Below are 13,229 nucleotides of genomic sequence, written 5' to 3' on the forward strand. Positions count from 1 at the left end.
GTGGCCACTACTCAGCGGACGCTCTTGACGCGCAGCAGGATCACCAATCCCCCGGTGAGGGCGAAGCCTGCGGAGATCAGGTACAGGACGCCATAGTTGTCCTCCGCGGAGCCGGCTCCGAGAAGGAGGAAAGCGGGCGCGAGCAGGGGTGCGGCGACCTGTGGAATGGACGTCGAGAACTGGGTGATGGCGACGAAGCGCCCCGCCTGGGTGTCCTGCTCGGGGAGCACGTCCAGGTAGAGGGCCTGGTCGACGGCGGAGAAGATGCCGAGGCCCAACTGCAGGGCGCACAGCCCGATCAGCAGCACCGGCAGATCCGGAGCGAGCCAAGCGATGACCGCTCCCACCGCGAAGAGGACTCCAGCCAGAAGGATGAAGGACTTGCGCCGCTTGAGCCGGTCGGAGAGGAATCCGCTGAGCGCCGCGCCTCCCACGGTGCACACGATGCCGAGCAGGCCGGCAATCGCGACAAGTCCTCCGATCTGAGTGACGGGAAGGCCGAGCTTGGCGGCGAAGAAGAACGTCGTGAAGGTGCTGGAGAGTGTGACGCCGAAATTGAACAGGAACCGTCCGAGCCAGTTCCAGGAGAAGTCCTTGTACTTCTTCACGTTGTAGTGGTAACCGGAGAGCAGCGAACCCATCGTCACCTTCTCGGGCGCAGCCGCGTTCCGGAGGTCGGGCTCTTTGACGAAGACAGCGAACAGGAGGATGAAGGTCGCTCCGACCAGGCCCGGAACAAGGAAGATCAGGAGGTTCGAGGTCGCGAACGCGCTGGCCAGGGCGACACCCGCGATAGAGCCCACCATCGTCGCCACCCCGGTCAAGCCGGCCACCTTGCCGCGCTGGGACTCCGGAAGACGATCGCCCATCGAGCTCGTCACCTGCAGCGCGGCGATTCCGAAGCCGAGTTGCGTGACTCCCCAGCCGAGGAGCGCGATCCAGACGTTCGGGGAGACGGAAACGATCAGCAGTCCGGCAAAGCCGACCATGGTGAGGCCGATGAGCCAGGGACGTCGACGTCCGAGCCGGCTGCGCGTGCGGTCGCTGAGAATGCCGACGAGCGGACCGGCGAGCACGACGACGAGCGCCCCCACTCCGGTGACGTAGCCGAGGAACTCCTGGTTCTCGGGCGCAATGCGCGCGAGCAGAACGGAGAGCGAGTATCCGATCGGTCCGACGAGCGCCACTATGGAGCCGAACGTCGCCAGTACGACCAGCCAGATGTAGGCAGCGCTCACCCGGGGACGGCCCTCGTCCGGGGTTGTCTGATTTGTGAGCTGCTCCGCAATCATCGCCGCCTCGTTGAAGGCCGGCGAGGAGGGGGAGGCGACGGGCGCCGGAACATCCACCGGCTCGCCGCCCTCCTCGCTGACGAGCGTGGGAACTGCGTCGACCTTCCGGCGACCGGATGTGGCCGCGGACTCACTCTCGGTCATGCCAACTCCCTTGTTCGGCCAATCTACCGATCGATAGGTTGCGTCTACCGAATGGTAGATTAGGATTGGTGGACACAGTCGTCAATGGCCGCCCGAGGAGATCGATGAATGCAGCAACTGACAGCGCTCCCCGCGCCCAGCGACGGCTGGCGCCCGAAGTGCGGCGCCGTCAGATCGTCCTGGAGGCAGCGCGGCTGATCTCTGCTGCCGGCTTCAACGCGGTGTCCCTGGCAGACATCGCGGACGCGTGCGGCATTCGGAAGCCGTCGGTGCTGCACCATTTCCCGTCCATGGCCGATCTCCTCGCGGCTGTCCTCGCTTACCGGGACGAACTGTCCTACCCCGTGCGACACGAGGTTGAGGATTTCGCCGACCCTGCCGCGGTGAACGAGGTGTTCCGGAGCACGGTGGAGCACAACCAGCAACAGCGTGAGTTGGTCCGGCTCTACGTCGTGCTCCGGGCTGAGGCTCTGGATGTCGGCCACCCCGCGCACGGCTACTTCCTGGAGAGGGAGCAGCGGGCGCTCGACGGTTTCGCGCGGGCGCTGTCCTGGAAACCGAACCCGATGCTCGCCGCGCGGGAGCTGTACTCCTTCTGGACGGGATTGGAGGCGCTTTGGGTCGCCCATCCCACGGTGGACATGCTCGAAGTGTGGGACGCCTTCGCCGCGCGCTTCTTCACCATCAGTTGAGCGTCACCCCGATCCCCGGAGCTCCGTCGTGACAGATCTACCCTCCACCCGCATCGCACGCCTCACCGACAACGGCCTGGTGGTGGACGAGCGGCCGTTTCTCGTCCTCGGCGCCGAGATCCACAACTCAAGTTCCAGCTCTGAGGTCGCCATCCGCTCGAGCTTCCAGCGCGTTGCGGCCCTCGGCGCGAACACCGTGCTCGCCCCGGTCACCTGGCAACTCCTGGAGCCGACGGAGGGAGAGTTCGACTTCACCCTCGTCGACACGATGATCCAGGTCGCCGAAACGTGCGGATTGCGGCTCATCCCCCTGTGGTTCGGCGCGTGGAAGAACGCCACGTCGAGCTATGTGCCCGATTGGGTGAAACAGGACGCCGAACGATTCCCCCGCTCGCACACCGCCTCCAGTGGCGCGATCGAGCACCTCTCACCCTTCGCCCGCGAAAGCCGGCAAGCAGACGCCTTGGCGTTCGGGACTCTTCTGCGGCACTTGAAGACCGCTGACGAGCGCGGCACCGTCATCATGGTGCAGGTCGAGAACGAGGTGGGCCTCCTGGGAGACTCTCGCGACCGAAGCCCCCTCGCCGACCGCGCCTGGTCGAGTCCTGTCCCGGCGGAGGTCGTGGAGGCAATTGCTCGATCGCCGCTGATGCCCGCCCATGCGGAATGGGAGCGGGCGGGCAGTAACCGAAGCGGCACCTGGACAGAACTCTTCGGCGACAACGTGGGTGCTCATGAGGTGTTCATGGCGTGGGCCTACGCCTCACACGTGGAGTCGGTCGCTGCCGCCGGCCGTCGAGAGCATCCTCTCCCGCTGTTCGTGAACGCTTGGCTGGACAGCCCGCTCGAGTTGGACATCCCCGAGGCGCAACTCGCTCTGGCGGGCGGAATGCAGCCCGGCGACTACCCCAGTGGTGGCCCCATCGACAGAGTGCACCCCGTCTGGGCCGCCGCCGCCCCCACCGTCGACCTTCTCACTCCCGACGTGTACTTCGGCGACTTCGACCGCATTTGCCGCGCCTTCAGCGAGGCGTCCAACGGCAGATTGTTCATCCCGGAGATGCGGCGCAGTCCCCGGGGAGTCGCCCAGATGTTCTGGGCGATCGGAGAGCACGGCGCCATCGGTGTCTCACCGTTCGGCGTCGACTCGCTGGCACCCGGTACGACCGAGGAGCGCATTTTGGCCGACGCCTACGCGCTGCTCAACGGGATTGACATCGCCGAGGCAAGGCACGCGAACTCGCCCGCCCGCGCCTTCTGGTTGACCGAGGACCAGCCGAGCGCCACCATCAAGATCGGCGAGTACTGCTTCGACGTCAAGGCCGGAGACGTCTTCGGGATCACGCCGCCGTCGTTCCCGGCATACGGCCTGATCGTCCTGCCGGCCGCCGGGGGTGTCACGATCGCCGGCCGCGGCTTCGTCATGACTCCCACGCGCCTTGACGGACGGAAGGCCGGGATCCTCTCCGTACGGGAGCTGGATCCGATCACCGGCGAGACGGCCCGAATTTTGAACGGCGACGAGACCGGCGGCGGCTCACTGATCCAGATCCCCGCCGTCGACGCCGAGCCCTCCTCGATCTGGCCGATCCCGAGCATCACGACGGGAACGGGACTTCTCCACGTGGATCTCTACACGTACTGATTTACGCCCGCGTTGGGCACAAGCTTCGCTGTAGTGGGTTCTGGTTTTCACGTTGGGGGAGCCGGTTCATGGATGACGTCGACCCACGTTGCCTCGGCGAGGTCGGCGAGTTGTGTGGGGCTGACGCGGACGGCGCTGCTCGGGCTGCCGCCTGCCGGGTAGACGATGTCGAAGGCGCGCAGGGATTCGTCGCAGTAGACGTCGATCGGGTTCGGATGGCCGAAGTGGCCGACGCCGCCCACGGGCTGGCCAGTGAGGGCGCGGCGGTGCCAACGCCACCGTTGCCGCCGTGGCCGTCAGGGCCGCCCGACGTGCGTTCCGCCCGGCACCGCTGAGCATCACCTGACGAACGACACGACGTCGCAGTGCGACGCGCCCTGCACACCTCGATCCTCGGAGCTCTGCTTTCATGGTCACCTCAGTGCCTCATGCCTTGTCGATCGACTTCGGTGGCGACCGGTTCCCGGTGTCCGGACCGCGACCGCGGCTGTCGTGGAAGCCGCCCGCGGACGTACAGCCGGGCTCCGGCTACGACGTCGAGATCCTGATCGGCGACGGCGTCCGGGAAGTCGCCCACACCCGGGAACACCGGTGGGTCGCGTGGCCGGTTCGTCCGCTGCGCAGCGGCGAACAGGTGCGCTGGCGGGTCCGGACGGGCGCGTCGCCGTGGAGCGAGTGGCACGCCTTCGAGGCCGGGCTGTTCGACGAGGACTGGACCGCCTGGTGGATTTCCCCAGTCGAAGCCGCGGAGACCGAGCCCGCAGCCCGGCCCGCGCAGATCCTGCGCGGCTCGTTCACCGCGCCCGCAGGGGTGACCCGCGCCCGCCTCTACGCGACGGCGCTGGGCGTCTACGAGGCGTTCGTCAACGGGAAGCGCGCGGGAACCGCCGAACTCACGCCCGGCTCGACCTCCTACGACCGCACGCTCTACGCGCAGGCGTCGGACGTCACCGCGGCAGTGCGTTCCGGGGCGAACACGATCGAGATCGTCCTGTCGGACGGCTGGTTCCGCGGTCAGGTCGGCGCCTTCCGCGAACCCGCGGACTGGGGACCGCGCGTCGGCGCCCGGCTCGAGCTCCACCTGACTTTCGCCGACGGCTCGACCCGCGTCGTGGGCACCGACGAGCACTGGACCGGCGGCCCCGGCCGGATCACCCGCGCCGACCTGATGGCCGGGCAGACCACCGACTTCCTCGCCCCGCGCGGCCCGGAACGCCCGGTGCTCCTCGACGCGGTCACCGCCCCGCCGATCGACTGGTCGCCCGCCCCGCCGGTGCGGCGCGTCGAACGCCTGCCCGCCGTGTCGGTCACGCAGCTGCCCACCGGCGCCTGGATCGCCGACTTCGGCCAGAACGCCTCGGGCTGGGTCACCCTCACCGACCTCGGCCCGGCGGGCACCCGGACCGTGCTCGACTACGGCGAGCACCTCGACCCGGCGGGCGATCTCACGACCTCCCACCTCGACTCGGCAAGGCCTGGCGAGCCGCCGGTCCCGTTCGTGCAGCGCGACGAGGTGGTCTCCGCGGGCGCGGCGGGAGAGGTCTTCGAACCGCGGCACACCGTGCACGGCTTCCGGTACGCCCGGCTCGACCGCGGTGGCGTGCCGCTCGACCCGGCGGGCATCGTCATGCAGGTCGTGCACACGGACCTGCGTCCCACCGGGACTTTCGCCTGCGGCGACGACGATCTCAACCGGCTGCACGAGGCGGCCCGCTGGAGCTTCCGCGGCAACGCCGTCGACGTGCCGACCGACTGCCCGCACCGGGAGCGGCTCGGCTGGACGGGCGATTACCAGATCTTCGCCCCGACCGCGGTGCGGCTCTACGACGTCGCCGGGTTCACGCGCAAGTGGCTGCGCTCGGTCCGGGACGACCAGCTGCCCGACGGCCGCGTCGCGAACTTCTCCCCGGACGGGCACCGCATCAAAGAGCACCCCGACGTCCTGTTCGCGATGATGACGGGCTCGGCCGGCTGGGGCGACGCCATCGCGCTCGTGCCGTGGCTGCTGTACGAGACCTACGGCGACCGCGAGGCACTGGCCGAAAACTGGGACGCCATGGTCCGCTGGGTCGAATGGGCCCTGGCGACGGCGCGGACGTCGCGGCACCCGTCGCGGGTGGAGCGCTCGGCCGAGCCGTTGCCCCACGAGGAATTCCTCTGGGACGGCTCGTTCCACTGGGGTGAATGGATCGAGCCGAAGGCGCGCGCGGAGGACGGCTCGCTCATCGACCCGGTGCAAGCCGATCCGGCGGGCTGGTTCACCGCCGACAAGGGGGAGGTGGGGACGGCCTACCTGGCCCGGTCGGCGGCCACGCTGGCCGCGACCGCCCAGGTCCTCGGCCGGGCCGACGACGCGGCCTGGTACGCGGAGCTGGCGGACCGGGTGAAGAACGCGTGGCGCACTGAATTCCTCGACGACAGCGGGCGCACCGCCGCCGACACGCAGGCCGGCTACGTCCGGGCGCTCCACTTCGGACTCGTGCCCGACGGCCTGCGCACGGCGGCCGCGGCGCGGCTGGTCGAACTGATCCGGGAAGCGGGCACGCACCTGGGCACCGGGCTCCTGTCGACGGCCGACCTGCTGCCCGTGCTCGCCGACCACGGACACGCCGACGTCGCCTACGAGGTGCTGTTCCAGCGCACCTACCCGTCGTGGCTGGGCATGCTCGACCGCGGCGCGACGACGATCTGGGAAGACTGGGACGGCGTCGACGCCGACGGCACCGCGCACGCGTCGCTCAACCACTACAGCAAGGGCGCCGTCGTCCGGTTCCTGCACACCCACACCCTCGGCCTGCGGCAGGCCGAGGGCTCGGTGGCGTGGGAGTCGTTCGTCGTCGCACCGGTGCCCCACGCCTCGATCACCTGGGCACGCGGGACGTTCGACGGTCCGCAGGGGCTCATCGCGGTCGAGTGGCACGTCGAGGGCGAGGAACTGATGATCATCCTCAACGTGCCGCCCGCGTCCACGGCGACCGTCGTCTTCCCCGGCGGCGAGGAGGTCACCGCCCGGGAAGGCCGGTTCGCGGACCGGCGGAAGCTGTGACGCCGTCCCTCAGACGGCCGACCAGCCGTCGTCAACCGGCAGCAGCACCACATCGTTGATGTCACCGGCGGCGGGGGAGGCGAGGAAGGCAGCACCCTGGTCGAGGAGGCACGCCGGGGCGCGGTGGACGAGCGTGCCGTGGATGTCTGCGTCCGCCGGATGCTGCGGGCCAAGTTCGAGCCCGGCCTCTTCGAGAACCCGTACCCCGCCGAGCACATCGACGTCACCGCCATCGCGGGTGAAGGGGCGGAACTGTCCCGGCAGCTGGCCCGCGAATCGGCCAGGGGCGCTCCGGTCCCGGATGATCGGCTGACGGTTGGCACCTTCCTCGATCGCTGGTTGCTTCACCTACCCGGGCACATCTCTGATGGGACCCTGGACGATTACGAGGACACGGTGCGGCTGCACCTGAAGCCAGGACTCGGCCGTCACAAGCTGACCAAGCTCACCGTGGCCCAGGTCGATGCCCTGTGGCAGGCCAAGCGCAAGGCGGGCTACAAGGCGAACAGTGTCCGCAACATGCGGGCCGTCCTCCGCAAGGCGCTGGGCCAGGCAGAACGGGAGGGCCTCGTCATGCGCAACGTCGCAGCTCTGTCGATGCCTCCACGCGTCCCTGTCGAAGAGGGCCGAACGCTCACGGTGGAGGACGGCAAGAGGCTCCTCGACACGACCGCCGATCACCGTATGGGTGTCCTCGTCCTTCTGGCCCTCGTCTTTGGCCTGCGTCGTGGCGAAGCGCTCGGGCTCATGTGGAACGCCTTTGACCCGGACGCTCGTACCCTCCGGGTCACTCACTCGGTCAAGCGCCTGAAGAATCGCGACCCAAATGCCTCCACCAAGACCCGCATCGTGATCAGCGAACTCAAGACGAAGCGCTCGCGCCGCGTCCTCTGCCTGACTCCCGAACTGGTCGAGGCGATCAAGCGCCACAAGGCCGCCCACAACAAGGAGCGCCTCATGGCCGGTGAGAACTGGACAGAGCACGGCCTGATGTTCCCGACGGCTTTCGGCAATCCGTCCGACCCGGACACCTTCTCGCACCTGTTCTCCCGCTTGGCCAAGAAGGCGGGTCTCGGCCACTGGCACCCGCACGAGCTTCGCCACTCGGGCGCGTCACTCATGCTCGCCCAAGGCACCCCGCTCCACGTCGTCTCTGAAGTCCTCGGGCACGCCAGCATCGCGATCACCAAGGACATCTACGGACACCTGCTGGAGGGCGACCGGCGCGCCGCGACCGAAGCCATTTCCAGCGCTCTCCTGGGGAAACAGGCCCCGGTGGCTCCCACGGTGGCTCCCAGAGACGCTGAAGACACCGGTTGAAGATCGGAAAACAGAAGGCCCCTGACGGCATAATGCCTGCTCAGGGGCCTTTCGGTTGCAGAGCCGACGTGGGGAATCGAACCCCAAACCTTCTGTTTACAAGACAGATGCTCTGCCGATTGAGCTACGTCGGCGCGGCCTATCAGTGTAGACGCTAGAGACGCCTGTGACGAGCGACTTCGTACAGCGCCACTCCCGCCGCAACGCCCGCGTTGAGCGATTCCGCCGCTGCGCGCATCGGGATGCGGGCCAGCGCGTCGCAGTGCTCGCGGACCAGGCGGGAAAGGCCCTTGCCTTCCGAGCCCACGACGATCACCGCGGGCTCGGCCAGGAGTTCGATGTCGGCGATGTCGGTTTCGCCAGAGCCGTCGAGGCCGATGATGAACAGGCCCGCGTCGCGGTATTCCCGCAGTGCCGCCGTCAGGTTGGCGGCGCGGGCGACGCGGAGGGTGGCCAGGGTGCCGGCGGAGGTCTTCCACGCGCCTCCCGTCACACCGGCGGAGCGGCGGGACGGGATGAGGAGGCCGTGGGCGCCGAAGGCGGTGGCCGAACGGGCGATGGCGCCCAGGTTGCGCGGGTCGGTGACGGAGTCCAGGGCGACGATCAGGGGGACCTCGGCCGCCTCCTGGGCGAGCTCCACCAGCTCCGAGGGGTGAGCGTAGTCGTAGGCCGGGATCTGGAGGGCGATTCCCTGGTGGACGCCGCCCTCCGTCAGGCGGTCGAGCTTTTCGCGGGTGACCTCGAGCAGGGCGATGCCGCGCGCTGCCGCGATCTTGATGGAGTCGCGTACGCGGTCGTCGCTTTCCATGCGCTGGGCGATGTAGAGAGCGCTGGCCGGCACGCCGGCCTGCAGGGCCTCGAGTACGGGGTTGCGGCCGCCGATGTGCTCCGGGGCGTCCTCCGAACGGCGTTGCCTGGCCGGTGCTGCACGACGCTCGCCGGTGCGCTCCTCGCGGTCGATGCGCTGTGTGCGCGCCTTGTCTTTGTACCAGTGGCGCATTTCGGCAGGTGGAGTCGCGCCCTTGCCCTGGAGCGACCGGCGTCCCTGTCCCCCGGTGCCCTTGGACGGGCCCTTCTTCTTCGCGGGCCTGCCCGATGCCCTACCCCCTGCTGCCATGGAATCAAGGGTACTCGGGCCGTCAGGCAGCTCAGCCCACGTCGCCATTACCTGTCATCGTCCGCGATCTTCCGGGGTACGGTGCGACAGGCTCACGAATACGCCGTTATGCCGCTTGATGTCGATACCGGATGCCGAATGTCCCGTGACGCGTGGCGTTCGTATGCGGGACAAGCCCAGCAGCCTGACCAGGATGTACGGGTCGCCACTGGCCTGCGCGCGGTGTTCTCTGATCGCCTCCGCGAGAGTCGTACGTCCGGCCGTCATGTCCACCAGGACCTCGTCGTCGGTTTCTATCACGGCGAAGCAGGCCTTCAAGCCCAGGACCGCCCGTCCGTCAGGGCGGCAACGACAACGGACAAGACGATGCACGCGAACGGAAGAGGTGTTCAGCGGCGACGGCGTGAGAGGTGCCGCGGAGCGCATTCCGGACACCGGACGCGCACGCACGCACATGCCGTTCTCCGGGGCCTCAGAGGCTCCCGCCGGCGTCTGTGTCGCCGCGCCTGCCGTCCATGAATCCTTCTGCGGCCTCGGTGCCTCTCATACATGTCCCGGCAACACCGCCGGTGACACCGCACATGGAGGTCGTCGTGGTCGTAGGGATCGCCGTTGCCGTCGCTGCCGTGCTCATCTGCACGTGTAGTGTCGTCGTGCTGCGCCGGAGGGGGCGTGAACGTGGCTGACACGGCGTGGTCGGACGAGCGGCTGATCGCCGCCGCGCGGGATGGTGACGCCGAGTCGATCGCCGCGCTGGTGTCGGGGGCGCATCCGCACATGCAGCGGCTCGCGCGTTCGGTGTGCGCCACGCCGGAGGACGCCGAGGACGCCGCGCAGGAGGCGCTGATCGTCCTGTACCGCAAGATCGGGACGTTGCGCGCCTCCGGAGCGTTGGCTTCGTGGATGTTCCGGATCATTCGCAACGAGTGCATCCGGCGCGCCCGGTTGCTGGTGCGGCCCCATCCGACGCGCTCGGCGGCCCCCGTGCCGTCGGCCGAGGAGGAAATGTTCCAGCGGCTGGAGGCGGCCCGGGTGGCGGCGGCCATCGCGGCGCTGCCTGCCGACCAGCGGCAAGTGCTGATCATGCGGGACGTGCAGGGGATCAGTGGGCGGATGGTCGCCGACGCGCTGGGTTTGAGCACCGCGGCGATGAAGTCGCGGCTGCATCGTGCTCGTGCGGCGGTGCAGCGCCGGCTGTCGGATCCGGTAGGGGGAGATCTCGATGCCGACATCTGATCCGCGGTTTCCACAAGGCGGCATAGTGCTGCGCAAACGGCCGTTCCCGAGGCTGGTGGTATCCGAACGGCCGTTCCCGAGGCTGGTGGTGTCCGAACGGCCGTTCCCGAGGCTGGTGGTGTCCGAACGGCCGTTCCCGGGCCTTGTGGTGGCCGGACGGCGATTCTCGAAGATGGTGACGTTCGCGTGCGGGAGGTTGCGGTGACGAACGGTCGGAGTTTCGCCAGCGCGTCAGTGCCACGGCATCTCGTACGCGGTTTCGTGGGGTTCGGCGCGCTGATCGCCTCGGTCGCGCTCGTCCCGGTGGTGGGCCCGGTCAGCCTGCTGCTCCTGGCGGTCGGGGTGCCGGCCTTTCGCGGGTGCCCGACCTGCTGGGTGATCGGGCTGGCACAGACGATCTCCATGGGACGGCTGCGACGGTCGTGTACGGACGGCGTATGCGGGCTGGAGGTCGTAAAGGGCCCAGCCACCTCGAGACCTTCGGCTACCACGCCGTCGGCACCCGGGACCTCATCATCGGCGACGGCACGCCAGGGTTCGACCCCACCCTCGTCCTAGCGGCGGTCGCGGCCGTTACCAGCGAGATCAAGCTGGAGTTCGGCGTCCTCACCCTTCGCCTCCGCCCGACGGCGTGGTCGCCGCGCAGATTTAGACCCTGCAGTATCTGTCGGGCAACCGGGTGGTGCTCGGCGTCGGCATCGGTGGCTTCCCCGGATCGCCGTTCTGGCCGGCGGCCGGCGCCCCGCGGCCGGGGAGAGCGGGGACGGCGTGCCGACGCCGCGCAGGAGGTCCTGCCGCGTCTCATCCAGGGAGAGGAGGGACTGGAGAACGTGGTCCTGGCGCCGGCGGCTCCGGCACCGCCCATCCTCATCGGCGGAACTCCGAGGCCGCCATGCGCCGCGCCGTGCTCTACGGCGACGGCTGGGCGCCCTCCCTCATCACCCCGCAGGCCCTCGCGGGGAAAGCGGCACGCCTGCGTGAGATCGCGGACGAGCTGAGGCGGCCGGTCCCATGGATCTCCGTAGGCGGTCATGCCCTCCAGGCGGGCGAAAACGGCGGGGGCCAAGGAGGGTTTTGTCCGTTCCTTGGTTGACGTGGACCACATGTCACCCGAGGAAGCGGAGGCCGTAGCGGTCAGCGGCAGCACCGCGCAGGTGGCCGAGCGCCTGGCCGCGTATGCCGAGGCCGGAGCCGAAGCGGTCGGGCTGGGCCTCGACGGCGGCGACTGGCCCCGGCAAGCCGGACTGCTCACCGAGGCGCCGGACGCGTGACGGCAGCGCCTACGCCGTTCGAGCCGTCATGGCGCGCCAGCCGAAGGCGACGGCCCCCATCAGGAGCACCACCCCGGACAGCACGCCGCTGACGAGAGGCACCCAGGCGACGACGGCCGTCGATGCCATGACGAGACCGGCGACCCCGAGCAGGGTGAGAATCACACCGGGTACCGCGATTCCCCAGTCCTTCCAGACCGGCGCCAACGCGATGAAGTGCACACCGACCACGAACGCCACCCATGCCACATTGGTCTGCTCGGGTCGGTCCCAGGCGGCGAGCACCCTGATGCCGCCGAAGAGCAGGACCGCCTCAGCGGCGACGATGATCAGATAGCCGCGGCTGTACATGTTGGGCCGCGAGCCCGCTGAGGGCTTCTCCTTTCGGGCGGTGAGGAACCACATGGCGATGACGCTCGCGGCCGCCAGGCAGGCGGCCACCCGCAGGACGTTGCCGGTCACGGTGTTCAGCGGGCTGTGCGCGTTGACGACGACGAAAACCGCGCCGAAGATCGCGCCAACGAGTAATCCGGTCATTCGTTGCATGACGTTCATTGAACTCCGCCCCGGATTCCGTCCGCATGGGGGCTGGGGCGAGAACATGGTCGGTCTGGCACTACCTCACCATGCCGCGCAGATAGGCGAGCACCGCCAGCACCCGCCGGTTGTCGTCAGGGGTCTCGGGCAGGTCGAGCTTGGTGAACACGCTGGCCACGTGCTTGCCGACGGCTGCCTCCGTGATCGACAGGGCACGGGCGACGGCGCTGTTGGAGCGGCCCTCCGCAATCAGGGCGAGCACCTCGCGCTCGCGGGCGCTCAGCTTGTGCGTCGGCGCGTCGACCTCCCTGGCCCCGGCCCAGGTCTGCTCGAACAGGTCGATGAGGGCGGTGAGGAGACTCTGCTGCCTGATCACCAGGGTCCCGGGCGCGTAAGCGAAGGGGGTCATCCGAAGGAACGCCACAGCGCGATCGAAGATGAGCACCTGCTGAATCGGCTCGTCGACGACCCGGTGCAGGTCACCGGCGGCATGCAGCCGCCTGACCCGGCCCGCCTTGCGAGGGTCGTCCATCACGCTCACGTGAACGATCGTGCGCATCTTCATCCCGCGCTCCAGGGCGTCGAGCACCCTGCGCCTGGTTTCCCGTTCCTCGGCGCTCTTCTCCGCCGTCGGGTACAAGGGGTGCATGGCGCGCAACTCGCCGGCCGCGGGAACGACCTGCGCGATCTGCTGCCGGACGAGCGCGTCGTCATCCACCCGCTCGACGTCGACGGGGATGCCTCGAAGCTCGCCCACCACCTCTTCCAGACGATGGACGAGCCGAGCCAGCGACACACTCTCGTCCACAAGCCTCCTTAGCCGATCGCGCCGCCCTCACCCACGGGTGATGTGGGTTCTGCCAAGTGCGGCATTCTGCGCTGACCGCCGTGGCCGCGCGCTTCCCCGCGCACGTGGAAGCGGGACGGGA

The 13,229-nt window shown here is 68.9% G+C and carries 11 protein-coding genes, 1 tRNA gene and 1 pseudogene; 6 read left to right on the forward strand and 7 right to left on the reverse strand.

Translation table 11 applies throughout. From position 1 onward, the window contains the following. Positions 1-11 precede the first annotated feature (11 nt). On the reverse strand, positions 12-1,187 hold the full coding sequence (locus tag ACIBX3_RS42375; protein WP_397126249.1) for an MFS transporter: 1,176 nt from the start codon (positions 1,185-1,187) through the stop codon (positions 12-14). Between the two features lie 317 nt (positions 1,188-1,504). Between ACIBX3_RS42375 and ACIBX3_RS42380 the strand changes: the two genes are divergently transcribed. Both ACIBX3_RS42380 and ACIBX3_RS42385 read left to right on the forward strand, forming a co-directional pair. Further along, positions 1,505-2,128, forward strand: a complete 624-nt coding sequence (locus ACIBX3_RS42380) for a TetR/AcrR family transcriptional regulator (protein ID WP_397126250.1) — start codon at positions 1,505-1,507, stop codon at positions 2,126-2,128. A 28-nt stretch (positions 2,129-2,156) separates the two neighbouring features. Beyond that, positions 2,157-3,773: a DUF5597 domain-containing protein gene (locus ACIBX3_RS42385; RefSeq protein ID WP_397126251.1), complete on the forward strand. Its 1,617-nt coding sequence runs from the start codon at positions 2,157-2,159 to the stop codon at positions 3,771-3,773. Positions 3,774-3,820: 47 nt separating this feature from the next. Here the strand turns inward: ACIBX3_RS42385 and ACIBX3_RS42390 are convergent. After that, a pseudogene (locus ACIBX3_RS42390) lies at positions 3,821-4,021 on the reverse strand (YbaK/EbsC family protein); the annotation flags it as partial. Positions 4,022-4,194: 173 nt separating this feature from the next. Between ACIBX3_RS42390 and ACIBX3_RS42395 the strand changes: the two are divergent. Together ACIBX3_RS42395 and ACIBX3_RS42400 are read left to right on the forward strand one after the other, a co-directional pair. Then, positions 4,195-6,819: a family 78 glycoside hydrolase catalytic domain gene (locus ACIBX3_RS42395; RefSeq protein ID WP_397126252.1), complete on the forward strand. Its 2,625-nt coding sequence runs from the start codon at positions 4,195-4,197 to the stop codon at positions 6,817-6,819. A gap of 123 nt (positions 6,820-6,942) precedes the next feature. Further along, entirely contained in the window at positions 6,943-8,139 is a 1,197-nt protein-coding gene (locus ACIBX3_RS42400; protein WP_397126253.1) for a tyrosine-type recombinase/integrase, read from the forward strand. Positions 8,140-8,200: 61 nt separating this feature from the next. Here the strand turns inward: ACIBX3_RS42400 and ACIBX3_RS42405 are convergent. The 3 genes from ACIBX3_RS42405 to ACIBX3_RS42415 form a co-directional block, all read right to left on the reverse strand. Beyond that, positions 8,201-8,273 (reverse strand) — tRNA-Thr (locus tag ACIBX3_RS42405). A gap of 20 nt (positions 8,274-8,293) precedes the next feature. Beyond that, positions 8,294-9,256 carry a 23S rRNA (guanosine(2251)-2'-O)-methyltransferase RlmB gene (gene rlmB, locus ACIBX3_RS42410; protein WP_397126254.1) on the reverse strand — a complete coding sequence of 321 codons (963 nt, stop codon included), beginning with the start codon at positions 9,254-9,256 and terminating at the stop codon, positions 8,294-8,296. A 54-nt stretch (positions 9,257-9,310) separates the two neighbouring features. Then, entirely contained in the window at positions 9,311-9,712 is a 402-nt protein-coding gene (locus ACIBX3_RS42415; protein ID WP_397126256.1) for a hypothetical protein, read from the reverse strand. Positions 9,713-9,934: 222 nt separating this feature from the next. On the opposite strand from ACIBX3_RS42415, the gene ACIBX3_RS42420 reads away from it, so the two are divergent. Both ACIBX3_RS42420 and ACIBX3_RS42425 read left to right on the forward strand, forming a co-directional pair. Next, positions 9,935-10,492: an RNA polymerase sigma factor gene (locus ACIBX3_RS42420; protein WP_397126257.1), complete on the forward strand. Its 558-nt coding sequence runs from the start codon at positions 9,935-9,937 to the stop codon at positions 10,490-10,492. A gap of 1,103 nt (positions 10,493-11,595) precedes the next feature. Beyond that, complete coding sequence (locus ACIBX3_RS42425; protein ID WP_397126258.1) at positions 11,596-11,763, forward strand: hypothetical protein; 168 nt, start codon at positions 11,596-11,598, stop codon at positions 11,761-11,763. 9 nt (positions 11,764-11,772) lie between these two features. Here ACIBX3_RS42425 and ACIBX3_RS42430 read toward each other — a convergent pair whose 3' ends face one another. Together ACIBX3_RS42430 and ACIBX3_RS42435 are read right to left on the reverse strand one after the other, a co-directional pair. Continuing rightward, the gene (locus ACIBX3_RS42430) at positions 11,773-12,300 is read right to left on the reverse strand and encodes a hypothetical protein (protein ID WP_397126259.1); all 528 of its coding nucleotides are present in this window, start codon (positions 12,298-12,300) and stop codon (positions 11,773-11,775) included. A gap of 79 nt (positions 12,301-12,379) precedes the next feature. Continuing rightward, the gene (locus ACIBX3_RS42435; protein WP_397126260.1) at positions 12,380-13,108 is read right to left on the reverse strand and encodes a LuxR C-terminal-related transcriptional regulator; all 729 of its coding nucleotides are present in this window, start codon (positions 13,106-13,108) and stop codon (positions 12,380-12,382) included. Positions 13,109-13,229 lie beyond the last annotated feature (121 nt).

The sequence above is a fragment of the Nonomuraea sp. NPDC049480 genome, assembly GCF_044465905.1.
Lineage (GTDB): Bacteria > Actinomycetota > Actinomycetes > Streptosporangiales > Streptosporangiaceae > Nonomuraea.

Excerpts from the sequence above, each read along its gene's own strand:
- ACIBX3_RS42415 (WP_397126256.1), bottom strand. The coding sequence starts at position 9,712 with ATGTGCGTGCGTGCGCGTCCGGTGTCCGGAATGCGCTCCGCGGCACCT.
- ACIBX3_RS42430 (WP_397126259.1), bottom strand. The coding sequence starts at position 12,300 with ATGACCGGATTACTCGTTGGCGCGATCTTCGGCGCGGTTTTCGTCGTC.
- rlmB (WP_397126254.1), bottom strand. The coding sequence starts at position 9,256 with ATGGCAGCAGGGGGTAGGGCATCGGGCAGGCCCGCGAAGAAGAAGGGC.
- ACIBX3_RS42425 (WP_397126258.1), top strand. The coding sequence starts at position 11,596 with ATGTCACCCGAGGAAGCGGAGGCCGTAGCGGTCAGCGGCAGCACCGCG.